This is a genomic window from Vibrio sp. vnigr-6D03, assembly GCF_002835515.1.
Lineage (GTDB): Bacteria > Pseudomonadota > Gammaproteobacteria > Enterobacterales > Vibrionaceae > Vibrio > Vibrio penaeicida.
In genome coordinates this window covers 17,885-41,576 of sequence record NZ_PIZL01000013.1, presented here as the reverse complement: position 1 = coordinate 41,576, position 23,692 = coordinate 17,885, and the positions used below count along the sequence as shown (strand labels likewise).

22 protein-coding genes are annotated in these 23,692 nt (G+C 43.6%); 5 read left to right on the top strand and 17 right to left on the bottom strand.

What is annotated here, in order from left to right:
* The first annotated feature begins 331 nt into the window (after positions 1–331).
* Positions 332–499 carry a hypothetical protein gene (locus CW749_RS28185; protein ID WP_167404720.1) on the top strand — a complete coding sequence of 56 codons (168 nt, stop codon included), beginning with the start codon at positions 332–334 and terminating at the stop codon, positions 497–499.
* 47 nt (positions 500–546) lie between these two features.
* On the opposite strand, the gene bioD is transcribed toward CW749_RS28185, so the two are convergent.
* From bioD to bioB, 4 genes are read right to left on the bottom strand one after another with little or no spacing between them, the layout of a single operon-like run.
* The gene (gene bioD, locus CW749_RS10765; RefSeq protein ID WP_101112044.1) at positions 547–1,227 is read right to left on the bottom strand and encodes a dethiobiotin synthase; all 681 of its coding nucleotides are present in this window, start codon (positions 1,225–1,227) and stop codon (positions 547–549) included.
* On the bottom strand, positions 1,221–2,027 hold the full coding sequence (gene bioC, locus CW749_RS10760; protein WP_101112043.1) for a malonyl-ACP O-methyltransferase BioC: 807 nt from the start codon (positions 2,025–2,027) through the stop codon (positions 1,221–1,223). The genes bioD and bioC overlap by 7 nt, the downstream gene beginning before the upstream one ends.
* The gene (gene bioF, locus CW749_RS10755; protein ID WP_180958382.1) at positions 2,024–3,181 is read right to left on the bottom strand and encodes an 8-amino-7-oxononanoate synthase; all 1,158 of its coding nucleotides are present in this window, start codon (positions 3,179–3,181) and stop codon (positions 2,024–2,026) included. Before bioF ends, bioC begins: the two co-directional genes overlap by 4 nt.
* Positions 3,165–4,217, bottom strand: a complete 1,053-nt coding sequence (gene bioB, locus CW749_RS10750) for a biotin synthase BioB (protein ID WP_101112042.1) — start codon at positions 4,215–4,217, stop codon at positions 3,165–3,167. The genes bioF and bioB overlap by 17 nt, the downstream gene beginning before the upstream one ends.
* Positions 4,218–4,354: 137 nt before the next feature.
* On the opposite strand from bioB, the gene bioA reads away from it, so the two are divergent.
* Entirely contained in the window at positions 4,355–5,632 is a 1,278-nt protein-coding gene (bioA, locus tag CW749_RS10745; RefSeq protein WP_101112041.1) for an adenosylmethionine--8-amino-7-oxononanoate transaminase, read from the top strand.
* 127 nt (positions 5,633–5,759) lie between these two features.
* On the opposite strand, the gene serS is transcribed toward bioA, so the two are convergent.
* From serS to lrp, 5 genes are all read right to left on the bottom strand, one after another.
* Positions 5,760–7,067: a serine--tRNA ligase gene (serS, locus tag CW749_RS10740; protein WP_101112040.1), complete on the bottom strand. Its 1,308-nt coding sequence runs from the start codon at positions 7,065–7,067 to the stop codon at positions 5,760–5,762.
* A 91-nt stretch (positions 7,068–7,158) separates the two neighbouring features.
* Positions 7,159–8,505: a replication-associated recombination protein A gene (locus tag CW749_RS10735; protein WP_101112039.1), complete on the bottom strand. Its 1,347-nt coding sequence runs from the start codon at positions 8,503–8,505 to the stop codon at positions 7,159–7,161.
* Positions 8,505–9,110 carry an outer membrane lipoprotein chaperone LolA gene (gene lolA, locus CW749_RS10730; RefSeq protein WP_101112038.1) on the bottom strand — a complete coding sequence of 202 codons (606 nt, stop codon included), beginning with the start codon at positions 9,108–9,110 and terminating at the stop codon, positions 8,505–8,507. The genes CW749_RS10735 and lolA overlap by 1 nt, the downstream gene beginning before the upstream one ends.
* 77 nt (positions 9,111–9,187) lie before the next feature.
* Complete coding sequence (locus CW749_RS10725) at positions 9,188–12,070, bottom strand: DNA translocase FtsK 4TM domain-containing protein (RefSeq protein WP_101112037.1); 2,883 nt, start codon at positions 12,068–12,070, stop codon at positions 9,188–9,190.
* Positions 12,071–12,303: 233 nt separating this feature from the next.
* Positions 12,304–12,798, bottom strand: a complete 495-nt coding sequence (lrp, locus tag CW749_RS10720; RefSeq protein WP_004406045.1) for a leucine-responsive transcriptional regulator Lrp — start codon at positions 12,796–12,798, stop codon at positions 12,304–12,306.
* 155 nt (positions 12,799–12,953) lie between these two features.
* Here lrp and ald point away from each other — a divergent pair, with 155 nt between their 5' ends.
* Entirely contained in the window at positions 12,954–14,078 is a 1,125-nt protein-coding gene (ald, locus tag CW749_RS10715) for an alanine dehydrogenase (protein WP_101112036.1), read from the top strand.
* Between the two features lie 52 nt (positions 14,079–14,130).
* Here the strand turns inward: ald and CW749_RS10710 are convergent, their stop codons facing one another.
* A complete protein-coding gene (locus tag CW749_RS10710; protein ID WP_101112035.1) occupies positions 14,131–15,333 on the bottom strand; it encodes a methyltransferase in 1,203 nt (400 codons plus the stop codon).
* Positions 15,334–15,388: 55 nt separating this feature from the next.
* Positions 15,389–16,363 (bottom strand): HTH-type transcriptional regulator CysB, encoded by a 975-nt coding sequence (cysB, locus tag CW749_RS10705; RefSeq protein WP_101112034.1) that lies wholly within the window; start codon positions 16,361–16,363, stop codon positions 15,389–15,391.
* Positions 16,364–16,759: 396 nt separating this feature from the next.
* On the opposite strand from cysB, the gene CW749_RS10700 reads away from it, so the two are divergent.
* Both CW749_RS10700 and CW749_RS10695 read left to right on the top strand, forming a co-directional pair.
* The gene (locus CW749_RS10700) at positions 16,760–17,524 is read left to right on the top strand and encodes a DNA repair protein (protein WP_101112033.1); all 765 of its coding nucleotides are present in this window, start codon (positions 16,760–16,762) and stop codon (positions 17,522–17,524) included.
* A gap of 66 nt (positions 17,525–17,590) precedes the next feature.
* The gene (locus CW749_RS10695; RefSeq protein WP_101112032.1) at positions 17,591–18,367 is read left to right on the top strand and encodes a tRNA isopentenyl-2-thiomethyl-A-37 hydroxylase MiaE; all 777 of its coding nucleotides are present in this window, start codon (positions 17,591–17,593) and stop codon (positions 18,365–18,367) included.
* 105 nt (positions 18,368–18,472) lie between these two features.
* On the opposite strand, the gene pyrF is transcribed toward CW749_RS10695, so the two are convergent.
* The 6 genes from pyrF to cmk all read right to left on the bottom strand — a co-directional run bounded on the left by pyrF (position 18,473) and on the right by cmk (position 23,666).
* Positions 18,473–19,168: an orotidine-5'-phosphate decarboxylase gene (pyrF, locus tag CW749_RS10690; protein ID WP_101112031.1), complete on the bottom strand. Its 696-nt coding sequence runs from the start codon at positions 19,166–19,168 to the stop codon at positions 18,473–18,475.
* Positions 19,169–19,244: 76 nt separating this feature from the next.
* Entirely contained in the window at positions 19,245–20,414 is a 1,170-nt protein-coding gene (gene lapB, locus CW749_RS10685; protein WP_101112030.1) for a lipopolysaccharide assembly protein LapB, read from the bottom strand.
* Positions 20,415–20,425: 11 nt separating this feature from the next.
* Positions 20,426–20,698 carry a lipopolysaccharide assembly protein LapA domain-containing protein gene (locus tag CW749_RS10680; protein ID WP_101112029.1) on the bottom strand — a complete coding sequence of 91 codons (273 nt, stop codon included), beginning with the start codon at positions 20,696–20,698 and terminating at the stop codon, positions 20,426–20,428.
* A 148-nt stretch (positions 20,699–20,846) separates the two neighbouring features.
* Positions 20,847–21,143: an integration host factor subunit beta gene (gene ihfB, locus CW749_RS10675; protein ID WP_167404719.1), complete on the bottom strand. Its 297-nt coding sequence runs from the start codon at positions 21,141–21,143 to the stop codon at positions 20,847–20,849.
* A 65-nt stretch (positions 21,144–21,208) separates the two neighbouring features.
* Complete coding sequence (gene rpsA / locus CW749_RS10670; RefSeq protein ID WP_101112027.1) at positions 21,209–22,879, bottom strand: 30S ribosomal protein S1; 1,671 nt, start codon at positions 22,877–22,879, stop codon at positions 21,209–21,211.
* A 109-nt stretch (positions 22,880–22,988) separates the two neighbouring features.
* Positions 22,989–23,666 (bottom strand): (d)CMP kinase, encoded by a 678-nt coding sequence (gene cmk, locus CW749_RS10665; protein ID WP_101112026.1) that lies wholly within the window; start codon positions 23,664–23,666, stop codon positions 22,989–22,991.
* Positions 23,667–23,692: the final 26 nt, after the last annotated feature.

Genomic DNA, 23,692 nt, shown 5'->3' with positions numbered 1-23,692 from the left:
TCTAACTCTTCGGTTAGTCATACTCTAAGGCGTTATGGCTAATGATTGAGAGCTAACCCAACGAACCATTACACCTAAGAATGTAACATATACATATAGTCTTAAATTTTAAAAACAAGGTTAAGAGCAAAATTGCAACATTTGATGTCTAAAAGGGTTCATATGTAAATAGATGACCATCTTCTGAAACATCAAGGCTTTAAAGCTCACTGTTCCGATCTCTTAAAAAGTATTAGACCATAGTCTTATTGCTGTCAGTCATCACAAGTTCTAGAGTGTTGGGGTCGGAAAAGCGGTCCTCAAATACATAATATCCACGGAGAATGGAAACATGAATGACAACGGAAATTTTCAGATGGCTATTGATATGCTTTGCTGCCACTTAGGCTTGACTGAAGATGAAGCAAGAGAGCAATTAGGTTTAAAATCTGATACTCAGCTTCAACGGCAGATCACTGATACTCAGCAAGCATTGATGGGTCTATCTGCTGAAAAGTAGTAATGTATTATTAAAGAAACGGCTGCGAAATTCGCAGCCGTTTTTTTTCATTCAATTAAGGGCGATACGTTAATGTATTTGCCTATATCTCTTCGCTTAGGTCCGGGAACATAAGGAATTTCTCCGAGCTTTGGTGCTGGTAGCTTATCTTCTAGCATTTTAATGATTTCAGCATAATGCTCAGTTCCTGGATTAATACGATTGGCAACCCAGCCCACCAACTCTAAACCATCATGTTTTATCACTTCGGCAGTAAGCATGGCATGACTCAAACAACCGAGCTTAATACCAACAACTAAAACAACAGGTAACTTTTCTTGCTGCACCCAAGTAGACAAACAATCAGAATCCGATACCGGTACGCGCCAACCGCCAGCCCCCTCTACCAGAACAACCTCAGCGTTTTCTTTATGCTGGTGTAGTTTCTGGCTTAGCACACGATAGTCAATCTCCATGTTATCGTGTTTAGCCGCAATGTGTGGTGAAGCTGGTATATACATTGCGAAAGGATTCACGTCATCATAATCAACGCTTACGCTACTCGCTTCCTGGAGGTGCAATGCGTCTGAGTTTCTTTTCCCATGCTCGGTAATTTCACAACCAGAAGCGATAGGCTTGTATCCAATAGTCGATAGTCCTTTCTCATTTAACGCTTGAAGAATGGCTTTAGAAGCAACAGTCTTCCCCACTTCGGTGTCCGTACCGGCGATAAAAAATGCATTCAGCATGCTGAAATTTCTCCTAAACAAACTTGATAAGTTGCAGGTATTAAACCTTGAGGGGCATGTAATTGTCGGTAAGCTTTATCCACACGAATAAGCTTGGACTTAGTGACTAGCCCTACAGCACGACCGTCTACATGGCTCGCGCCTATCCCCTTTAGGTCTTTCATCAGCTCCAGAGCGGAGCGGTACCTCAAAGTGATAGGAAATGAGTCTATTTTATGAGTACTGCACCCTGCTTGCGCTAACGCAAGTTTTACCTGTTTACTCGTCAGAAATTCATTGACATGTTGATATGCATCAACTTTAGACCAAGCGTTTTTCAACTCAAGTAAAGAACCATCTAGCAAGGTAGAAAAGTATGCTCGCCCACCGCGGTTTAATACGCGACGGATTTCTCGAAGTGGTAAAGACAAGTCCTCGCACCATTGAAGCGCTAAGCTTGAAAATACGAAATCAAAGCTGGCGTCTGAAAACGGAAGAGCATCGGCATCCACAAGTTCACACATTACATCCAGTTGTTCACAACGTGATGCGGTCGCTCGTAACATAGCGTCAGACAGATCTGCAGCAATAACTTTAGCCCCTCGCAATGCGAGAAGTTTTGCAAAATACCCAGTCCCGCAACCTAAGTCGAGAACCTTTGTTCCAGTAAGATCTGAGGGCATTCTTTCTAAAATATGTTGACCAACCTGACGCTGAAACTCAGCATGTTGGTCGTATGTACTGGCAGCACGACTAAACGATTCGGAAATCGCCTTTTTGTCGGCTTGAGAATGAGAGATGAATACTGCTTGCTCTATCATGTACGACTCGCTACTACCTGTTTAACTTTGCTTGCCATTTCTATCACATCTTTCTTACTGTGATTCGCTGTTAACGTAATTCGAAGCCTTGCTTGCCCATTAGGTACAGTGGGTGGACGAATTGCGGTTAACCAATAACCTTGCTCTCTGAGAGAACTTGCGCATTCAAGAGCCGAATCAGAATCACCACAAATAAAAGGTTTTATCGGTGTTTCTGTGTGAATGAACCCAGGAACCTCAGAAAGCACTTCATCATATATACCGGACAATTCAGTTAATTTGTCTCTGCGCCACTGCTGCTCTCGCATCATATCTATAGAATGAGTTAATGCATGCGCTTGAGATGGCGGCATTGCTGTGGAGTAAACATGATGCCGTGCAAACTGGGTTAGATAATCACCTAATTCGTGATCACACAAAACAGCTGCGCCAGATAGCCCTGCCCCTTTTCCGAAAGTCACCACCAAAATATCGGGGTGAACCCCAGCAGCATTACAGCTACCTTGCCCTTCAGTACCCAAAACTCCAATGCCGTGTGCATCATCCACCATAAATAGGTTATTTGAAGCGGTGGCAATCTGACTAAGGAGAGTAAGTGGTGATTTATCACCATCCATACTGAATACGCCTTCCGTCACGATAAGCGCATTCTCTTTATTGGCGAGTAAGCCTTTGAGGTTATCGGCATCATTGTGTTTGAAACGCTTCATCATCGCAGGGCTGTGCATCCCCGCCTCTATTAACGAAGCATGATTCAGCTTGTCTTGAAACAGCCAATCACCTTTCTCAAGCAAAGAATACAAAACGGCTTGGTTGGCACTGAATCCGGAGCTGAACAATATAGCTCTGTCAAAATTCAGCCAACGACACAATGATTCTTCCAAACAACGATGTGCAAGAGAGTATCCAGTCACAAGAGGTGACGCCGCGCTACCCGCACCGTATTTTTCCAAACCACTTTGCCACGCTTTAACCATTGATTTGTCTGTGGCTAAACCTAGATAGTCGTTGCTGGAAAAATTGATATAAGCTTGGTCGCCAAGCTTGAAATGAGCACTGTTACCACCCGATAAAGCCGAGAGGCGACGAGTTAAACCGTTCTCCTCTCTATGCTTCAGTTGGTGCTGGATTCTTTGTCTAAACGCTTGCATCATAGAATAAATCGTCTTTAGCAGGACGTGCAGCAACACGCTCAACAACCCTGTCTAATAATTCATTCTCTTCGATTTCATCCGGCTTTTGACTAACGGCTTGGCTATTAATACCCAACTTTTTGAATAGCAGCATGTCTTTATCTTCAGAAGGGTTTGGTGTCGTAAGAAGCTTACAACCGTAAAAGACAGAATTCGCACCAGCCATAAAGCAAAGTGCTTGCATTTGTTCATTCATATTCTCACGACCAGCAGATAAACGAACAGCAGACATTGGCATCATAATACGAGCAATCGCAATCAAGCGAATGAAGTCAAACGGGTCAACATCGTCCACACTTTCTAACGGTGTTCCTTTCACTTTAACCAGCATATTAATTGGCACACTTTCAGGGTGGACCGGTAAGTTCGCTAATTCAACGAGAAGACCTGCTCGATCGTTGACGCTTTCTCCCATGCCGATGATACCGCCAGAGCAGATTTTCATACCTGCATCGCGGACGTGTGAAAGTGTATCTAAGCGGTCTTGGTACGTACGAGTGGTAATAATACTGCCGTAAAATTCTGGAGAGGTATCAAGATTGTGATTGTAGTAATCCAGCCCCGCGGTTGCCAATTCGTCTGCCTGATCGGGGGTCAACATACCTAGCGTCATGCAGGTTTCGAGCCCCATGCCTTTCACGCCTTTAATCATTTCAGTCAGATGCGGCATGTCGCGAGATTTCGGGTTCTTCCATGCAGCTCCCATACAGAAGCGAGTGGAGCCCGCGTTTTTTGCTTTTTTAGCCGCATCCAATACACGCTCTACTTCCATCAAGCGCTCTTTTTCAACGTCCGTCGTGTATCGAGCACTCTGAGGGCAGTATTTACAGTCTTCAGGACACGCACCCGTTTTTATGGAAAGTAATGTGCTTACTTGGACATGATTGTGCTGTTGGTAATGCCTATGAACGATCTGTGCGTCAAACAGTAGGTCCATAAAAGGTTTATCCATAAAGGCTCTGACTTCGGCATGAGTCCAGTTATGACGAACTTCCACGTGCGTATCCTTAATTTTGATTATTGTTAATTGCTACTTGGCTAGTGTACTGACAACCGATAGACTGTCAACATTCCAAACCCTTACAGGGTTTACAATTGATTAAAAAATAATCACTCAAGCGGAGAGTATTTGCTATGGATTTAGCCTTCGACCGAGAGCACATCTGGCATCCCTACACATCAACACTGACACCTCTGACCTGCTACCCCATAGTAGGAGCGTGCGGTGTACACCTCGAATTAGAGGGTGGGAATAAGCTAATAGATGGCATGTCGTCTTGGTGGTCGACGATTCATGGGTACAATCATCCAGTATTAAATGACGCCGCAAAATCTCAAATTGACAAGATGTCTCATGTGATGTTCGGTGGCATTACGCATGATCCAGCGATTAACCTTTGTAAAAAGCTATTGAATCTAGCACCCAGTAATATGGAGCATGTGTTTCTAGCGGATTCAGGATCAGTCGCTGTTGAAGTTAGCCTAAAAATGGCACTGCAATATTGGCACGCCAAAGGTCAAAATCGCCCTAAGTTCCTCACCCTCAGAAATGGTTACCATGGCGACACATTTGCTGCTATGTCTGTCACCGACCCAGATAATTCCATGCACAGCTTGTATAAAGGGTTCTTGCCAGAACACTTGTTCGCCGACAGTCCGAAGACAGGCTTTTCTGAACCTTGGGACGCCACAGATATCAGTGACTTTGAACTGCAATTAAAAACTCATCACAAAGATATTGCGGCAGTTATCCTCGAGCCGATAGTACAAGGCGCGGGAGGAATGAATATTTATCACCCGCAGTTTCTATCGGAGGTACGTAATCTTTGCGACCAATATGATGTGCTCTTGATTCTAGATGAAATCGCGACGGGGTTTGGGCGGACTGGGAAGATGTTTGCCTGCGAGCACGCAAATGTTCTCCCCGATATTCTATGCGTAGGCAAGGCCATAACGGGTGGATATATGACGTTATCTGCAACGCTAACCTCTAAACACGTCGCAGATACAGTGTGCGGTGGTGAAGCGGGTTGCTTTATGCATGGCCCAACCTTTATGGCGAATCCACTCGCTTGTGCTGTCGCCGATGCCAGCTTAGGGCTATTAGAAGAAGGAAGGTGGTCACAACAAGTTTCGACAATTGAAGCTCAGTTTTCCGAAAAACTACCAAATTTAGAGCATCATGCACGAGTCAAAAGTGTCCGATGGGTGGGAGCCATAGGCGTCGTTGAAACTCACGAAAATGTTGATATGGAGTCGATTCAGAAGCATTTTGTTGATCACGGTGTTTGGATCCGCCCTTTTATGAATAGAATCTACCTAATGCCTCCGTACATTAGTGAACCAGAGCATTTAGAAAAACTGATAGGCGCCATTTCAAGCGCGCTCGATCTAGATAGCTGCTTCAAATGATTTGAAAGCTCGAATTTAAATAAAAAGTGCGAATCTAAGTAGCAAGTACAAAAAAAGCTGACAGAAGTCAGCTTTTTCAATTTCATACTCAGGTGTTGACCGGCTAATCAATTGATTAGCGTAGGAATTAACCGATGTGAGTCGCACCGTTCATGTACTTCTGAAGTACAGTAGGGATAGCAATACGACCATCTGACTCTTGGTTGTTTTCTAGGATAGCAACCATTGTACGACCGACTGCCAAACCTGAACCATTCAATGTATGCACAAGTTCCGGTTTTTTCTCGCCTTTACGACGGAAGCGAGCTTGCATGCGACGCGCTTGGAAATCTGCCGTATTCGAACAAGACGAAATCTCACGATAGGTTTCTTGAGCCGGAACCCACACTTCTAAATCATAAGTTTTACGAGCACCAAAGCCCATGTCGCCTGTACATAGAATCACTTTACGATATGGAAGCTCAAGCAGCTGAAGTACTTTTTCTGCGTGCCCTGTCAGCTCTTCTAACGCTGCCATTGAATCTTCTGGCTTAGTGATTTGAACCAACTCAACTTTATCAAATTGGTGCATACGAATGAGACCACGAGTATCTCTACCATAAGAACCTGCTTCTGAACGGAAACACGGTGTGTGCGCCGTCATCTTAATTGGCAAGTCTGCTTCGTCTGTAATGGTATCGCGAACCATGTTTGTTACAGGAACTTCTGCCGTAGGGATAAGAGACAATTTGCGAGGCTCTTCATCGTTTACTTTTTCGGTTAATGGTTCTGTATGAAACAGATCTTCACCAAATTTAGGAAGCTGACCTGTACCATATAGGCTGTCGGCATTCACAAGGTATGGGACATACATTTCAGAGTAACCATGCTCATCGGTATGAAGATCAAGCATGAATTGCGCAATAGCACGGTGAAGGCGAGCAAACTGCCCCTTCATCACAATAAAACGTGCACCAGTGATTTTGGTCGCACTTGCGAAATCAAGACCACCACTTAACTCACCAAGGTCAACGTGATCTTTTACTTCAAAATCGTAAGTTTTTGGTTCGCCCCAGCGAGAAATTTCTACGTTGTCGCTTTCATCTTTTCCATCAGGCACAGAATCATCTGGCAAGTTAGGTACCGAAAGCGTGATGTCTTCAAGTTTAGATTGAACGTCAGCCAGCTCAACTTTCTTAGCATCCAACTCACTACCAAGGTTACCGATCTGCTTTTTAATCTCTTCGGCACCTTCTTTATCACCAGCAGCCATTTTCTGACCGATTTGTTTGGAGATGGAATTGCGTGAGGATTGTAAATTTTCAACTTCTACTTGAATGGACTTACGTTGCTCTTCAAGTTGACGGATTGTCTCTACGTCCAGCTTGAAGCCGCGACGTGCTAATTTTGCAGCTGTTTCATCCAGCTCAGTTCGAAGTAATTTAGAATCCAGCATTGCTAATCCTATGCCTTTTGGTTTGTTTTGAAGACGTAGCAGGCTGTCCTGCTACTGAGAAAATTATCTCGCTAAAGATATCCAAAAAGCGCTACTTTTCATAGCGCTTTTGTGGGCTTTTTGCGTCCAAAGAGGAGAGATAATCTAACTTTTCGCCGATTTTGGTCTCTAAGCCGCGATTTGTCGGAAAATAGTAACGAGTCTCTGCCATTTCAGGGGGGAAATATTGCTCACCTGCAGCATAAGCACCTGGCTCATTATGAGCATAACGGTACTCTTCTCCGTAACCGAGATCTTTCATTAGGCTGGTCGGCGCATTGCGTAGGTGTGGGGGAACTTCGTATTCTGGGTGATTTTGTGCATCTCTCAATGCTTGTTTCCAAGCGTTATATACTGCGTTACTTTTGGGTGCACAGGCTAAATACACCACCGCTTGAGCAATGGCTCGCTCACCTTCTGCGGGACCAACTCTAGAGAAACAATCCCAAGCAGATAGCGCAACCTGCATCGCCCTAGGATCAGCATTACCAATATCTTCAGATGCAATAGCAAGCAACCGACGCGCAACATACAGTGGATCGCAACCCGCACTGATCATCCTTGCTGCCCAATACAACGCAGCATCTGGGTCAGAACCTCGAATGGATTTATGGAGTGCGGAGATTAAATCGTACCAAATATCGCCTTTGTTATCGAAACGGGCGACCTTTTCCCCTGCGACTTCTGCAAGTAACGCTAATGTGATTTGCTTCTTGTCATCTTTCTCTGTTGCCATATCGAACAACAACTCGAGATAATTAAGCGACATTCGGGCATCACCGTTAACCAATTCAGATAAACGGTCTAACACACCCTCTTCAAATTCTGCTGATTCTTTACCTAACCCTCTGTCTTCATCAGACAGTGCTTGGTTAAGAACATCGAGAATATCCCCTTCTTTTAAAGACGATAGCTTATAAACTCGCGCTCTTGAAAGAAGTGCATTGTTCAGCTCAAAGGAAGGATTTTCGGTTGTCGCACCAATGAAAGTCACGGTGCCATCTTCAATATGGGGTAAAAAAGCATCTTGCTGACTTTTATTGAAGCGGTGTACCTCGTCCACGAACAAGATGGTTTTCCTGCCTGCGACTTTGTTGTCACGTGCTTTTTCAATGGCAATACGGATGTCTTTGACACCAGAGGTCACCGCAGAAACCCGCTCAACTTCCGCATTAGCATAATTTGCCGCGACTTCAGCTAATGTCGTTTTTCCAGTGCCCGGTGGCCCCCATAGGATCATGGAGTGCAAATGCCCAGCTTCTAAAGCACGACGTAGAGGCTTACCTTCGCCCAGAATATGTTGCTGACCAATATATTGCTCGACGGTTTCTGGGCGCATGCGTGCGGCTAAAGGACGAAAGTCCTCATCACCAGAAAAGTCGAGCGAATAGTTACTCATTAGTTGCCACGCTCATCATAGACTTCAACACCTTTGGGTGGTGTGAAAGTAAATCTTTCTTTTTCTGGCGTCTTCATACTGATTGAATTAAATGTAAATTGGCTTGTTTGGCCATCTTGCTCGACAACCGAAAAACCTTCTATTTTACCTTTGGCGGTCACATCAATGATGAATTGCCCTTGTGTGGAATTTTCAGAGACAGGCTCAAGGGTGAACCGGTTATCTTTTTGAGCAACTCGGTAATTATCCCAGTCACTTTGTCTATTTCGTGTGAGCAGAACAAAGGGTGTTTGTCCCGTGGCTTGCTCTTGGTTATAAATACTCACCTGCTCCAAGAAAGGTTCGTAATACCAAACCACATCACCGTCAGAAACAAGCTCTGTCTCATCTGGTTCTATTGTCGACCAACGAAACATGCTTGGACGTGCAATGTCCGCAGTGCCATTTGCTTGCTGAATCACTTCGCCGTCAGGCGCTGTCACCGTTTGCGAAAACGCCGCACTGAACCCGTCTGTTTTACTCAATCGTTCACTTAATTCAGATTTAGGTAATGCCACTGTGGTGGCAGATACACTAAACGTGAACAGAATAAGCCATTTTTTCATTTAAAATCTCTTTAAACTAATACCGATAACGAATTGGACAACGTTTTTTTGTCTCTGTTTCATTAGGACCTGTTGACCTAGTCTTTAATTGGTGGCGGTGCAAGAACCTCGCGATTACCATTGTGACCTGGGGCACTAACAATACCTTGAGCTTCAAGTTGTTCCACAATTCTGGCTGCGCGGTTATACCCGATCTTGAATCGACGCTGTACACCGGAAACAGAGCCACGTCGGCTTTCAACAACGTGTTCTACCACTTGGTCAAACAATGGATCGACATCTTCGTCAGCTTCCATAGCCTCACCGGGCAACAAAGTATCTGCTGTCTGCTCACCGTTAGTGATTTCATCAATGTACTCTGGCTTACCACGAGCTTTCCAATCATTAACAACGGCATGAACATCATCGTCCGAGGCAAATGCTCCGTGAACACGAATCGTATGGCTAGATCCCGGAGGAAGATAAAGCATGTCACCCATCCCAAGTAGTGATTCGGCACCACCTTGATCAAGAATGGTTCTTGAATCCGTTTTCGTTGATACCGTAAAGGCAACACGTGTAGGTATGTTCGCTTTGATTAAACCGGTGATCACATCAACCGATGGACGCTGCGTTGCTAAAATCAAATGCACACCAGCAGCTCGTGCTTTTTGCGCCAGTCGGGCTATCAACTCTTCCACTTTTTTACCGACGACCATCATAAGATCGGCAAATTCATCGACAATGACAACAATGTACGGCAGTTTCTCTAATAGAGGTGGCAATTCGTCCATACTATCACCCGCTTGCCACAGTGGGTCATGGATTGGGTGCCCAGCGTCTGCTGCCATTTTTAATTTTTCATTGAATCCTTTTATGTTTCTAACACCCAGAGCGGACATGAGCTTGTATCGACGTTCCATTTCACCAACACACCAACGCAGCGCGTTCGACGCATCTTTCATGTCGGTTACCACTTCCGAAAGAAGATGCGGGATACCCTCGTAAATCGAAAGCTCCAACATTTTCGGGTCGATCATAATAAATCGAACATCTTCCGGCTTCGACTTATAGAGCATGCTTAAGATCATGACATTCACGCCGACTGACTTTCCTGAACCCGTCGTACCAGCGACAAGGACATGTGGCATTTTCGCCAAGTCCGCAACAACAGCCTCACCAGCAATATCTTGACCAAGTACCACCGTAGTTGGTGAAGTGGCATTTTCAAATTGAGGACTGTTGATCACGTCTGACAAGAAGACCGTCTGACGGCTCATATTGGGTAACTCTAATCCAACATAAGGTTTGCCCGGAATGACTTCAACCACACGTACTGCCATAGCAGATAGAGAGCGCGCTAAGTCCATAGACAGACCAGATATGCGGCTTACTTTTACCCCAGGTGCCAAATCTAACTCGAAACGAGTAATAACCGGACCGGGGAAGATATCAACCACTTTCGCGGTAATCTTGTAATCAGCTAATTTTGATTCAACCAAACGAGCAATATCTTCTAGAGCTGCTCTATCTATGTGATTCTCGCGCTTCTCCGGGTGATACAACAACTCAAGAGTTGGCATAGGAGAAGTGGGCTTGGGTAATGTTTGGTCCTTTTGTACGAGGAACGGATTTTGACTCGCGGCAACATTTTGCTGCGCGTCCGCCACCAATGACTGGAATGCCGCAACATCTGCGTCGCCTTCCACAACTTCTTCAACCTCTGCTAAAGAGTCTGATGCTGGCTCAATGGCTTCCTCATTAAAATCAGATGGAGCTTCTACTTCTACCTCAGAAGCTCTTTCTTCTTCAATAAGGTTAGATTCGGTATCAAATTCAGAAATTGTTGGCGTACTCTCTTCTATATCCACATCATCGAAATTAATAGAGTCATGCATGTCTTGCTGCACATCTTCAACTTCCTGAGAGTTTTCACTCGGCTGAATATCACTCACCGCAACAGCATCTGCTCCTTCAGCATAATCGTTCGCTTGCTCTGCTTGATAGGTCAGCTCTTCGATGGTTGCATTAGGTGAAAGTGCCCGTTCTTCATTTTGCTCAAGCACACCACTGTCGAATTCATTCGCTTCAGCCATTTGCTCGCTGATGGGAATATGATCAGAATCATCTCTGTGTACCGCTTGAGGGAGGTGAATGTTGAATCTTGACTCGGCATGACCATCGTCATCATCCAACTGGGAGAAATTCGGTTCAATGTCGTCAGCAGGCTCTTGGTATGGGCTTTCCATAACCAACGAAGGCGATATGGGTTCTTGCTGGTCAGAATCTTTAAGCTCTGGATCCTGCAATGTAGGTTTAATGTGTTCTTCTTTAGAACCGCGAACCAAATTTATGACCCATGCGCAGAATGAAATAAACGAATTGCCTAACCATTCAACAATAGATAACCAAGAAATGCCCGTAAGAAGGGTGAAGCCTGCTCCCCATAAAAACAGCAGAACAAGTGTTGTTCCGAGCAAGTTAAATGCGGGTAACGCCAGATTAGTGATCACGTCACCAATCACGCCACCTGATGAGAAATACCAGATGTCATCAAAATTGATATCGGCAAGGCCACAACTCGTAATTATGACGACGGTTAGCCCTAAGAGGCGAGTTCCCCACAACATAAAATCGATGGGTTCATCTTCTGCCCTTTTTCGAAAGAACACCCAAGTCATCACGGAGATAGCAATAGGTAGAGGATAAGCTATAGAGCCAAAAACAAAGAAAAGACTGTCTGCTACCCAAGCGCCAAATTGCCCACCTAGGTTTTTCACCTCGCCTCCCCATGCAGTTTGAGACCATGAAGGATCGGCAGGATCAAAGGAAAGTAAAGCAATAGAGATTAGAATCGCTGTAAGACAACCTAATATGAAGCAGCAATCGCGAAGTCGTTGTAGCCCATTTAATCGAGGAGATGAAGTCTCTTCTTGGGACTTTATAATGGTTTCAACCTTTTCTTTGTTCTCTCTGAACATATACCAACTTTATGCTTATTGATTTCAAAAACGCACCGAGCGGCAATAGCCGCTCGGTTTGTTAGATGATTTAACCACATCAAGCAATAAAACCCAATCTCTGTTCGGTTCGCAAACCCAATAAACGGGTAGTTTCCCGAACAAAATAAGGACAATTAACTAACGTAATTCCTGAAGTTGAATCCAGATCTCAATCGAATTCGCCACTACACAACAGAAATTACGTCTTGTACTTATCGAGTTTTAATAACCAACTGGTTGGTCTGTTTAACTTCTTCCATAACCACATATGTGCGGGTATCGTTAACGCCAGGTAAACGCAGAAGCGTGTCACCCAACAGCTTACGGTAGGCACTCATATCTGATACACGGGTTTTTAGAAGATAGTCAAAATCGCCAGACACTAAATGACATTCTTGAATGTCATCCAGCTTTTGTACTGCATGATTAAATTGTTCGAACACATCTGGTGCGCCTCGATTTAACGTAATCTCAACAAATACCAATAGCGACGCATCTAGATACTGAGGATTCAGCAAAGCTGTGTATCCAGTAATGTATCCTTGTCTCTCCAATCGACGCACACGTTCTAGACATGGCGTTGGAGATAATCCCACTCTCTTAGATAACTCTACATTCGAAATACGACCATCTTTCTGAAGTTCGTTAAGAATGTTTCTATCAATACGATCTAATTCCTTGGACGGCTTCTTATAGTTATCCACCATTTTTTATCCCACCTTATTACTTCCTTGCAAAAAAATATACTACAACTTTTTAATATTCAGTATCAAATTTTTCAAATACAACTCTATACTAGATATTAATTCGACGGAATTACCCTACACATAGATAATACAACCAAAAATATTGAGGAGTCAGGATGATTATTGGCGTACCGAAGGAAATCAAAAACCACGAATACAGAGTGGGCATGATTCCATCCAGTGTGAGAGAACTTGTCTCTCACGGTCACCAAGTCGTTGTCGAAACTAATGCCGGTAGTGGTATCGGTTTTTCCGATCAAGACTATATTGCCGTAGGTGCATCCATTCTTCCTACTGCTGCTGACGTTTTCGCGAAAGCAGACATGATTGTTAAGGTTAAAGAACCTCAAGCCGTCGAGCGCGCTATGCTGCGTGAGGGGCAAATATTGTTCACATATTTACACCTAGCACCAGATTTTCCACAAACTGAAGAGCTTATCAAGAGCAAAGCTGTCTGCATAGCATATGAGACTGTAACAGATAATATGGGTCGTCTGCCACTTTTAGCACCAATGTCTGAAGTTGCAGGTCGTATGTCGATTCAAGCTGGCGCTCAAACTCTTGAGAAATCACACGGTGGTCGCGGCCTACTTTTAGGTGGTGTTCCAGGTGTTGAACCAGCAAAAGTTGTTGTCGTTGGCGGTGGCGTAGTAGGTTCAAATGCGGCTCGTATGGCGGTGGGTTTACGTGCAGACGTCACCATTTTAGACCGCAGCATTGACACTCTACGTGCGCTAGACGAAGAGTTCCAAGGCCGTGCGAAAGTCGTTTACTCTACTGAAGATGCGCTTGAAAAACATGTACTTGAAGCTGACCTAGTGATTGGTGCAGTACTAATACCTGGTGCGGCAGCACCAAAGCTAATCACGAAAGAACACATCAAACGCATGAAGCCAGGGGCAGCTGTAGTGGATGTCGCAATCGATCAAGGCGGTTGTTTTGAAACATCAAAGGCTACAACACATGCTGAACCAACTTACATCGTTGACGAAGTTGTACACTACTGTGTAGCAAATATGCCAGGAGCCGTAGCACGAACGTCTACTTTTGCGCTAAATAATGCAACATTACCTTACATTATTAAGCTCGCAAACAATGGATACGAGAAAGCACTCCTTGCAGACGAAGGGCTACTTGAAGGACTAAATGTAATTCACGGAAAAGTAACCTGCAAAGAAGTAGCTGAAAGCTTCGACTTAGAATACGTTGAAGCGAAGCAAGCTATCGCTATGTTCAACTAAGAACGATATGTTATTAGTTATTCTTAACTGAATGATGATGGAAAAGACTCGCTTACGCGGGTCTTTTTTTTGCCTGTATGAGTATGTTTCTTGGTGTATCTTCTTCAGGGCAAAACTCATTCACGCTAACCGAATATCCATTTTCTTCAAGATATAAAGCCCGATCTAAAATGAGCCAAAGCTCTAGTGGTCTTTGGAAAACTTGCTGAATTAGGCTTAATCTCTCCATCTGCCAAAATCGCTCTTCACCACGTCGATTCCAATACTCAAAGTCTATTGACCCCAGTTCGAGATTTCTTTCCTTGTCAGCCCATAAGCAAAACGCTTCAAATCCACCCGATAACATCGACTTCTTAATACTAGGGATAGCCGTATAGTTAAGGTGCCCCTTCTGCTCTTTTAGAAATGAGTCCAATCCGAGCCTATAACTCATTTCTTCAAATCTATGACGGTGAACCCGCTCTCCCCCAGTTACTGTCGCTTGCAGAGGTATTCTTAATTCGGCTTTGGTCAACTTCATATCATTCTCAATACCTTCCGATGAAAGAGGCAGATAACAGTCCGACTGAATAAGGTGATAGCAGCAGGGAGAGATAGAAAACTCGCTTATACCTACTTCACACCCTCGCTTGATAAGGTTAACGTGCAAATCTCCACAAGCGTGTAGAGCGACAGCGTGCTGATTAGGCTTCATAATCAGAGATGCACTCTTGGTGAGGGCATCTCCTTGAACAAAGCGCATAGCTAATCCTTTTTTGTCCGCTAGGGCTTGTCCGCTATTACACAAGGCTTCCTGCCATTCAAAACTTGTGACTGGCATTGTGGAGTTTGATGCAAGTAGTTGTCCTAAAAAACCTTTACCAGAACACCATTCAAGCCATTCCCCTCCAGCATTTCCTTTTAGGCAAGCATCACTCATTAAACGTATCTGATTTAGCTTTCTCCCGGGTATACCGGCTTCGGAGCCCCTAGATCGCTTTGTTAATTCAGAGGGTGTCAGTCTATTTAAGTAAGAAAGCTCGTGTAAGTAAGCTACATCAGGAATAAATCTTGATATTTCCTTTACCAATTGGGGGGTATTAGCTTTGAGGCTAATGATTTCTGCTTCGGAAAGACCTCTTAACCAAGGGGTGAGGTTGGGGTAATTTAGATCCCACGGAAAATCTGCGCAATCACTCATGTGAAATGGCTGAAATCGCCATTCATTATCGTGCAAAGCCAATAATGAACTGATCTTTTGGAAAGTTTTATTCATGATTCCCCCTAGAATCGGGCGATTGTAAGGGGAATCATAAGAGAGTTAAAGTGGTTTACCTAACGGGTAGTTCGATGTCTTTAAACATCTCTTCAATTTCTACATTACTTTTTAATGAAATAGCTTGCTCGACAACTGGGCGAGTCAAATGAGGGGCAAATCGCTCCATGAAGTCATACATGTATGAGCGTAAGAACGTTCCTCTACGGAAACCAATGCTGGTGGTACTTGCACCAAAAATATGGCTCGCATCAATAGCGACCAAATCTGAATCTAGTGCTTTGTCGACAGCCATAGAAGCGATGACACCAACACCAATCCCCATGCGAACATAAGTTTTAATAACGTCAGCGTCTGTAGCAGTAAACACAATGCGAGGTGTGAGACCTGCATTGTTGAACGCCGTATCCAGTTCAGAGCGTCCTGTAAAGCCAAATACATAGGTAACCAAAGAGTATGTCGACAAGTCTTCGATGGTGACATGCTCTTTTTTAGCCAACGGATGATCTTTCGTGACTACGATTGAACGATTCCAGTGATAGCACGGTAGCATAATGGCATCTTGATACAAATGCAGAGCCTCAGTTGCAATTGCAAAATTTGCGGTTCCTTTAGCAACAGCTTCCGACATTTGAGAAGGTGTTCCTTGATGCATGTGAAGTGAAACTTTCGGATAACGAGCCGTAAAGCCTTTAATAACATCAGGTAAAGCGTAACGTGCTTGAGTATGAGTAGTAGAAATATTCAGTGTTCCCATTTCTGGGTGGGTATGCTCTCCCGCAACGGCTTTAATACTTTCTACCCTTGCCAATATTTCACTTGAAATACGTACTATATCTTCACCAGCGTCGGTAACCTGTGTGAGATGCTTACCGCTGCGCTCAAATATTTGTATCCCGAGTTCATCTTCTAGCAAACGAACTTGCTTACTAATACCTGGCTGCGAGGTGAACAAGCTTTCTGCCGTCGCTGAGACGTTCAAGTTGTGATTAACAACTTCAACAATGTACTTCAGTTGCTGTAATTTCATCGTTACCCCGTATTCCGTTACTCTAAATTTATATACACAAATAACCTCACATAATTTTAATGTTGAAGTCACTTGGGTATATACCCAAACCACCTTAAGATGCTAGATTCAGCGAACACCTAAGTTGCTTAGGTATATAAGTATTAGTTATAACGCCTTAAGCTAAAAAAAGACAGCAAAAACGCAGATACTTATGTGCTGAGTTTGACTATCAACTATAGTATTAAGTATGTTTTGCTATAGACCCCGCATAAATTGGGGCAAATTTGATTTTTTCATTAATTTTCCTCTAAGTAAGGATAATAATGAAGTTTGTTGTTATCTCGGGTATAGAAACAACACGATATCGTGTATCCTCGGGGGTTAGCTTTTTGTACGGAACGCAGACTTAAGTTTATGAATATTGGTTTAATAATCGCGCTTGTTGCTATTTTGTTGGTTCTCGTAATTGGTTACAACATTATGCTTCAGTACCGCATGAAAGTAGAGACTGCAAAAAAACAAGAGTCCACACGGCATCTAGCAGTTATTGATGCAACAGAGGATCTTATTGGGAACGCTCATCACCTACCCTACAGTAAGGATCTTTTGGTGTGTTTGAACACGCGAATTCTTGATGCACTAGAATCTATGTTTGAATTAGATCCTAAAAACAAGCAGTTGAAGTCTCGTGTTGCCAACATGCAATCTCAAATCCAACAATTAAAAGAAAACTACCAAGGTGGCGAAACGGCTTCGTTCAAAGTACCGAGCAGTGATAAGCAAGCCATTATAATGCTGAAGCTTGTTAAACGATTGCGCGAGACAATTCGAAGTGAGCACAATAAAGGTCGCTTTGAGACTCAAGCTTATGTGGCGGAAAATTCTCGCTTAGAACAAATCCAAGTTCGCATAAACATCGAAAACGTTATTAAACGTGCTAATGATTCGGTATTGAGAGGACAAGCTGGTACGGCGAAGCAGCTTTTGAAAAAAGGCTTAGATGCACTGGCGTCTAAAAATGATTCATATTCCAACAAGGCTAAAGAAAAACTGCAAGCCATGCTGGATGATATGGATCAGAAAAGACAAGACAAAGAAGCGGAACATGCTAAAGATCGAGACGAGAAAGAACGTAACGATGATATGGATGCCCTCTTCGGTGAAAAGAAAAAGTGGTAAACTAGCCATAGACTTATTGAAATCAAAGGTCGCTTTATGCGACCTTTTTTATATTGATGCAATGTTATGATTGAAGAAGAAAATATCCAAAAGCTCCTTGTTCCTATCCAATCCTTTCTCCAGTGCGAGACACCTAAAGAGTGGATAGATGAAGCTAAAAAACCGAAGAATCTACCAACCGTTTTACTTGATCACTTAATGTGTGAACTGAAAGCCGGTCAATCAGCGATGTATTTGATTCGGAAATATGCTGTAGACAAAGACAGTGCTCATACTCTACTAGACTGGTTTAAACCGTATGAGGACTTTGCCTATCGCAAAATAGGGACCATTGAAACTCTCAAGGGTAAAAGTAGTATCTCAAAAGCAATCAAAGCAAAAGGAGACTCCCCATACAGCCAAGATCTCATTGATAAAATGGTGTTGCTGATAAAAGAAGAGCTCCATCACTTCTATCAAGTTCTTGAGATTATGGACAATCGTGGGATCACTTATCGAAATGAATCTGCTAGTCGCTATGCTAAAGGGCTACTTTCGCATATGAAGACTCATGAGCCGGAAACGTTGATCGATAAGCTGATAATAGGTGCCTATATCGAAGCTCGTTCATGCGAGCGTTTTGCTAAATTGGCTCCACATATGGAAGACGACATTAGCAAGTTTTATGTGTCTCTACTGCGCTCAGAAGCTCGTCACTACCAAGACTACTTGTCATTAGCGGAGCAGATTGCTGGAAAAGATATAACAGAGAGAGTGGTATTTTTTGGCAAGGTTGAAGCCGAATTAATTACAACCCCAGATAAAGAGTTCAAGTTTCATAGCGGTATTCCTAATAGGATGTAGACAAAAAGCCCGCCATATTGGCGGGCTTTCCGAATTCAATATAAACGACTAGAAAAGCCTAACATTGAACTAAACACGGTCTTTAGTTTCCAATCAAGTTTTGCTTTAAACCAAAGATTGATTAATGTCTGCAAGAACATTCGCTGGGTCAAGTGCTTGAGTTATCGGTCTGCCAATAACTAGGTAATCAGACCCTGCTTCAATAGCCTCAGCAGGAGTCATTATTCTCTTTTGGTCACCAATAGCAGCACCTGCGGGACGAATACCTGGAGTAACCAGTTTGAAATCTTTCCCTAGTTCTGACTTCAACATCGATGATTCTTGCGCAGAGCACACTACACCATCTAAACCCGAGTTTTTAGTCAGACTCGCCAAACGAACAACTTGTTCCTGAGGAGTGATATCCAAACCGATTCCTGCAAGGTCGGATTGTTCCATACTTGTCAGTACAGTTACACCAATCAACAGTGGGCGATCTTTACCGTAAGGCTCAAGGATTTCACGAGAAGCACTCATCATGCGCTCACCACCACTTGCGTGGACATTTACCATCCATACACCTAATTCAGCAGCCGCTCGTACCGCTTTTGAGCAAGTATTTGGGATGTCGTGAAACTTAAGGTCCAAAAATACTGAGAAGCCTCTCTTATGGAGCTCACGAACAAATTCAGGACCAAACAGAGTAAACATCTCTTTGCCAACTTTCAAACGGCACGAACTTGGGTCAATCTTATCAACAAACGCTAGTGCATCCGCTTTTTTGTCATAATCAAGTGCTACGATGATTTTCTGGTCGATCACTTTTCTCTCCTAATTGTATTTCGTCTGCATCCAGACACTAAACCACCGCTCAATAAGCGGTGGTCTTTAAATCCTGCTATTCGCCATCTAACCCGCGAATCGGCTTAATGGTACCCCAACCTTTGCAAGATGGACAATGCCAATACAAAGAGCGGGTAGAAAAACCACACTTCCTACATCGATGATGAGGTTTTACTTTAAGCTGCTCACCCACCATTCCTTGTAGCGTTGTTAAGCTATCTTTTGCTCTTCCATCTTCAGCTTCCTCAAGATGATAATCCATCAATCGATAAAAGCCTTTCATTGTTGGGTTCTTAACAAGTTGCCTCGTTAATAAAGTCTGTGCCGCGGCAACACCGTCGTGGTTTGCCACAAGCTGAGCAAGCATAAGTTCTGCAGATACCCCTGCTTTTTTCTCAATACAACGATGTAAAAATGCGAGTAAATCGCCTTCTCTATCGAGCTTTTGGTAACATTCGGCAATGGTAGGTAAAACCTGTCCTACAAAGTCGATGTCTTGATCAATAACCTGCTCTAAATAACGAACTGTATTTATGTAATCTTCCTGAGAAAGGTATATTTTACCTAGCGTGATACTCGCCCGAACACAGCGAGAGTCTTCTGTTAGAGCCTTCTTGAGGAGGTTAATTGATTTCTTGGTGTTTCCCTCCCCTTGCTCTTGCATCGCCAATTCACAGTAGTAGTGAGCAATATCTTTTTTGATTCGCTTCCTGCCTAATTTGACCAATGCTGAAGCATATTCAATAGCTTTACTCCACTCTCTGGTTTGTTGGAATATGACGACCAGTTGATGAAGGGCTGCTTCTCGGTGATCAGGCTCGTCCAAAAGCTGCATAAATATCTTTTCTGCACGATCAAGGATGCCAGATACCATGAAATCCTTCGCGAGCTGCTGAAGAGCGATATTTTTTTGATCGATGGTTAAACCAGGACGAGAGATAAGATTTTGGTGAATACGAATAGCACGATCAACTTCACCACGTGATCGAAAAAGATTCCCTAACGCTAAATGCGTGTCAATCGTTTCATCGTCGACTTGGAGAAGCTCGATAAAGTGATCGACCGCTTTGTCTGATTGATCAGAAAGTAAGAGGTTTAAACCCGTGACATACTGTCGGGAAATTTGATTAGATTGTTTCTGCTTGTCGAAATTCGCGCTGCGATTACCCATGTACCAACCATAGGCAGCGGCAATCGGTAACAACAAGAAGAGAAGTTCAAGCATTCAATGTTGCCTTAGGCGTTACTTTGTTGCTTCTCTATCGCTGGCTGTTTGTTAAGTTGTTTCTTCAGCTTACGAATAGTGAGTTTGTACTTAAATTGCAAACTACCAAAAATAAGAGCCGAGAGACTAAACCCTACAACAAACACCAAGCCTAAGAGTAATGATAGATGAAATTCGCCTTTAGCAAGTAAGTAGTTAAATGATACAACTTGCTGATTTTGAGCACCTAATGCTAAGGCGATCAGTACAAGAGCAATCACCAAGATTATTTTTATAATTTTCATAAATCACTACTCCGGAATAAGCTTAAGGGTTAGATTATGCAGGAAATTGAATTATCAAACCATCCAGAATCGATGGAATATGAGTAATTTAATTATAAAAAAGCGGCATACGAGATGCATGCCGCTTTTCTATAATACCAAAAGGTGATTAGCCGTGGATATTTACGCGTTCACGCAATTCTTTACCCGGCTTAAAGTGAGGGACATACTTGCCTTCCAGCTCAACTTTTTCACCAGTTTTAGGATTACGACCCATTCTTGGCTCTCGATAGTGCAGTGAGAAACTACCGAAACCACGGATTTCAATACGATCTCCGCTCTCTAGGGTTGACGCCATATGTTCAAGTATATCCTTGACGGCATCTTCTACTTCTTTTGCAGAAAGATGTGTTTGCTGCGCGCAGAGTCTTTCAATTAGTTCAGACTTAGTCATAGTTCCCCTCATTTCAATGGTATCAAAAAGGCACTTATCGAAAAAAGGGAGCCTAATGGCTCCCCTTAAGCGATTTCTTATTCGCCTTTAGCAGCCTTGAATGCATCAGCCATAGCATTACCGAATCCGCCGTCTTCAGACTTATTCAGTGAAGCCATTGCTTCTTGCTCTTCAGCTTCATCTTTAGCTTTGATAGATAGGTTGATTACGCGGTTCTTACGGTCTACACCAGTGAACTTCGCTTCAACGCTGTCACCAACGCTTAGGATTAGAGACGCATCTTCGATACGGTCACGAGATACTTCAGAAGCACGGATGTAACCTTCAACGCCCTCTACAAGTTCAATTGTAGCACCTTTTGCGTCAACTGCAGTTACAGTACCGTTTACTAGAGTACCTTTCTTGTTGTCAGCAACGTATGCGTTGAACGGGTCGTTTTCCATTTGCTTAACGCCAAGAGAAATACGCTCACGCTCTGCATCTACTGCTAGAACAACTGCAGAGATTTCATCGCCTTTCTTGTATTCACGTACTGCTTCTTCACCAGCAACATTCCAAGAAATGTCAGATAGGTGAACAAGACCGTCGATGCCGCCTTCTAGACCGATGAAGATACCAAAGTCAGTGATAGACTTGATCTTACCAGTAACTTTGTCGCCTTTAGCTTGAGCTTCAGCGAATGACTGCCATGGATTAGCTTTACATTGCTTAAGACCTAGAGAAATACGACGACGTTCTTCGTCGATCTCAAGAACCATAACCTCAACTTCGTCGCCAACATTAACAACTTTAGATGGGTGGATGTTCTTGTTAGTCCAATCCATTTCAGAAACGTGAACTAGACCTTCAACGCCTTCTTCGATTTCAACGAAGCAACCGTAGTCAGTTAGGTTAGTTACACGACCAGAAAGCTTGTGACCTTCTGGGTAACGCTTAGCGATTGCTACCCATGGATCTTCGCCTAGTTGCTTAAGACCTAGTGATACACGAGTGCGGTCACGGTCGAACTTAAGAACTTTAACTAGGATTTCATCACCAACGTTCACGATCTCAGATGGGTGCTTAACACGCTTCCAAGCCATGTCTGTGATGTGTAGAAGACCGTCAACACCACCAAGGTCAACGAATGCACCGTAGTCAGTAAGGTTCTTAACGATACCTTTAACTTCAGTACCTTCTTGAAGAGTTTCAAGAAGCTCGTCACGCTCAACGCTGTTTTCAGATTCGATAACCGCACGACGAGAAACAACAACGTTGTTACGCTTCTGGTCTAGCTTGATTACTTTGAACTCTAGCTCTTTGTTTTCTAGGTGAGCAGTGTCGCGAATAGGACGTACGTCTACTAGTGAACCAGGTAGGAAAGCACGGATACCGTTTAGTTCAACAGTGAAACCGCCTTTAACTTTACCGTTGATAACACCAACAACAGTTTCAGCTTCTTCGTATGCTTTCTCAAGTACGATCCAAGCTTCGTGACGCTTCGCTTTCTCACGAGAAAGTTGAGTTTCACCGAAACCATCTTCAACAGCGTCTAGCGCAACATCTACTTCAGTACCAACTTCAACTTCAAGTTCGCCAGCAGCGTTCTTGAATTGTTCAGCAGGGATAGCAGACTCAGACTTAAGGCCAGCGTCAACAAGAACGAAACCGTTCTCGATAGCTACTACAGTACCTTTAACAATAGTACCTTGTTGGAATTCAGTCTCGTTTAGAAACTCTTCAAAGAGTTGAGCAAAAGATTCAGTCATTATTTGATCTTCAATAATTAAACGTCCACGGGTATCCTACCGCATGGGGTTGATAAAAATGCCAGTCATCATCCTTGCGACCAACAGTCCTATTGCCTCGATATCGTTATCAAGACAATTTAGATTCAATATATTCAAGTGCTTGAACCACCACTTCATCGATAGAAAGCGATGTAGAATCAAGTACTAACGCATCATCCGCAGGACGCAACGGTGCAACCGCTCGATTACGATCACGGTCGTCTCTGTCTTGGATCTCGCGTAAAAGGTCATCAAATTTAACATCATGCCCCTTTTCTTGCAACTGCTTGTAGCGGCGATTGGCTCTTTCTTCTGCACTTGCATCTAAAAAGATTTTGGCGATAGCAGACGGAAATACAACCGTGCCTAAATCTCGACCATCACCGACCAAACCAGGTTCTGCAGCAAAAGAGCGTTGACGACGTAGCAAAGCCTCTCTTACACGAGGTAACGCGGCAATTTTTGATGCTGCATCACCAGTGGTTTCTTTGCGAAGTTCTTTTGAAACATCTTCGCCCTCGAGGATAACTTTAACCAAGTCACCATCGGCAATAAATTGCACGTCCAAATGGGTAGCAATCGGAACCAAAGCCTCTTCCGAGCTCGTGTCGACCCCATGATGTATAGCGGCCAGAGCCAATACCCGATATATCGCTCCGGAATCCAACAAGTGAAAGCCTAATTTTTCCGCCAACAACATACAAAGCGTGCCTTTACCTGCACCACTTGGACCATCTACTGTAATGACTGGAGGTTGAAGGGACATGTTTTTCTCCGTTTTCGTTTGTAGCA

Bases quoted from the DNA above. Each gene is read 5' to 3' on its own strand.
- CW749_RS28185 (WP_167404720.1), top strand. From the start codon at position 332: ATGAATGACAACGGAAATTTTCAGATGGCTATTGATATGCTTTGCTGC.
- bioD (WP_101112044.1), bottom strand. From the start codon at position 1,227: ATGCTGAATGCATTTTTTATCGCCGGTACGGACACCGAAGTGGGGAAG.
- bioC (WP_101112043.1), bottom strand. From the start codon at position 2,027: ATGATAGAGCAAGCAGTATTCATCTCTCATTCTCAAGCCGACAAAAAG.
- bioF (WP_180958382.1), bottom strand. From the start codon at position 3,181: ATGATGCAAGCGTTTAGACAAAGAATCCAGCACCAACTGAAGCATAGA.
- bioA (WP_101112041.1), top strand. From the start codon at position 4,355: ATGGATTTAGCCTTCGACCGAGAGCACATCTGGCATCCCTACACATCA.
- serS (WP_101112040.1), bottom strand. From the start codon at position 7,067: ATGCTGGATTCTAAATTACTTCGAACTGAGCTGGATGAAACAGCTGCA.
- CW749_RS10735 (WP_101112039.1), bottom strand. From the start codon at position 8,505: ATGAGTAACTATTCGCTCGACTTTTCTGGTGATGAGGACTTTCGTCCT.
- lolA (WP_101112038.1), bottom strand. From the start codon at position 9,110: ATGAAAAAATGGCTTATTCTGTTCACGTTTAGTGTATCTGCCACCACA.
- CW749_RS10725 (WP_101112037.1), bottom strand. From the start codon at position 12,070: ATGTTCAGAGAGAACAAAGAAAAGGTTGAAACCATTATAAAGTCCCAA.
- lrp (WP_004406045.1), bottom strand. From the start codon at position 12,798: ATGGTGGATAACTATAAGAAGCCGTCCAAGGAATTAGATCGTATTGAT.
- ald (WP_101112036.1), top strand. From the start codon at position 12,954: ATGATTATTGGCGTACCGAAGGAAATCAAAAACCACGAATACAGAGTG.
- CW749_RS10710 (WP_101112035.1), bottom strand. From the start codon at position 15,333: ATGAATAAAACTTTCCAAAAGATCAGTTCATTATTGGCTTTGCACGAT.
- cysB (WP_101112034.1), bottom strand. From the start codon at position 16,363: ATGAAATTACAGCAACTGAAGTACATTGTTGAAGTTGTTAATCACAAC.
- CW749_RS10700 (WP_101112033.1), top strand. From the start codon at position 16,760: ATGAATATTGGTTTAATAATCGCGCTTGTTGCTATTTTGTTGGTTCTC.
- CW749_RS10695 (WP_101112032.1), top strand. From the start codon at position 17,591: ATGATTGAAGAAGAAAATATCCAAAAGCTCCTTGTTCCTATCCAATCC.
- lapB (WP_101112030.1), bottom strand. From the start codon at position 20,414: ATGCTTGAACTTCTCTTCTTGTTGTTACCGATTGCCGCTGCCTATGGT.
- CW749_RS10680 (WP_101112029.1), bottom strand. From the start codon at position 20,698: ATGAAAATTATAAAAATAATCTTGGTGATTGCTCTTGTACTGATCGCC.
- ihfB (WP_167404719.1), bottom strand. From the start codon at position 21,143: ATGAGGGGAACTATGACTAAGTCTGAACTAATTGAAAGACTCTGCGCG.
- rpsA (WP_101112027.1), bottom strand. From the start codon at position 22,879: ATGACTGAATCTTTTGCTCAACTCTTTGAAGAGTTTCTAAACGAGACT.
- cmk (WP_101112026.1), bottom strand. From the start codon at position 23,666: ATGTCCCTTCAACCTCCAGTCATTACAGTAGATGGTCCAAGTGGTGCA.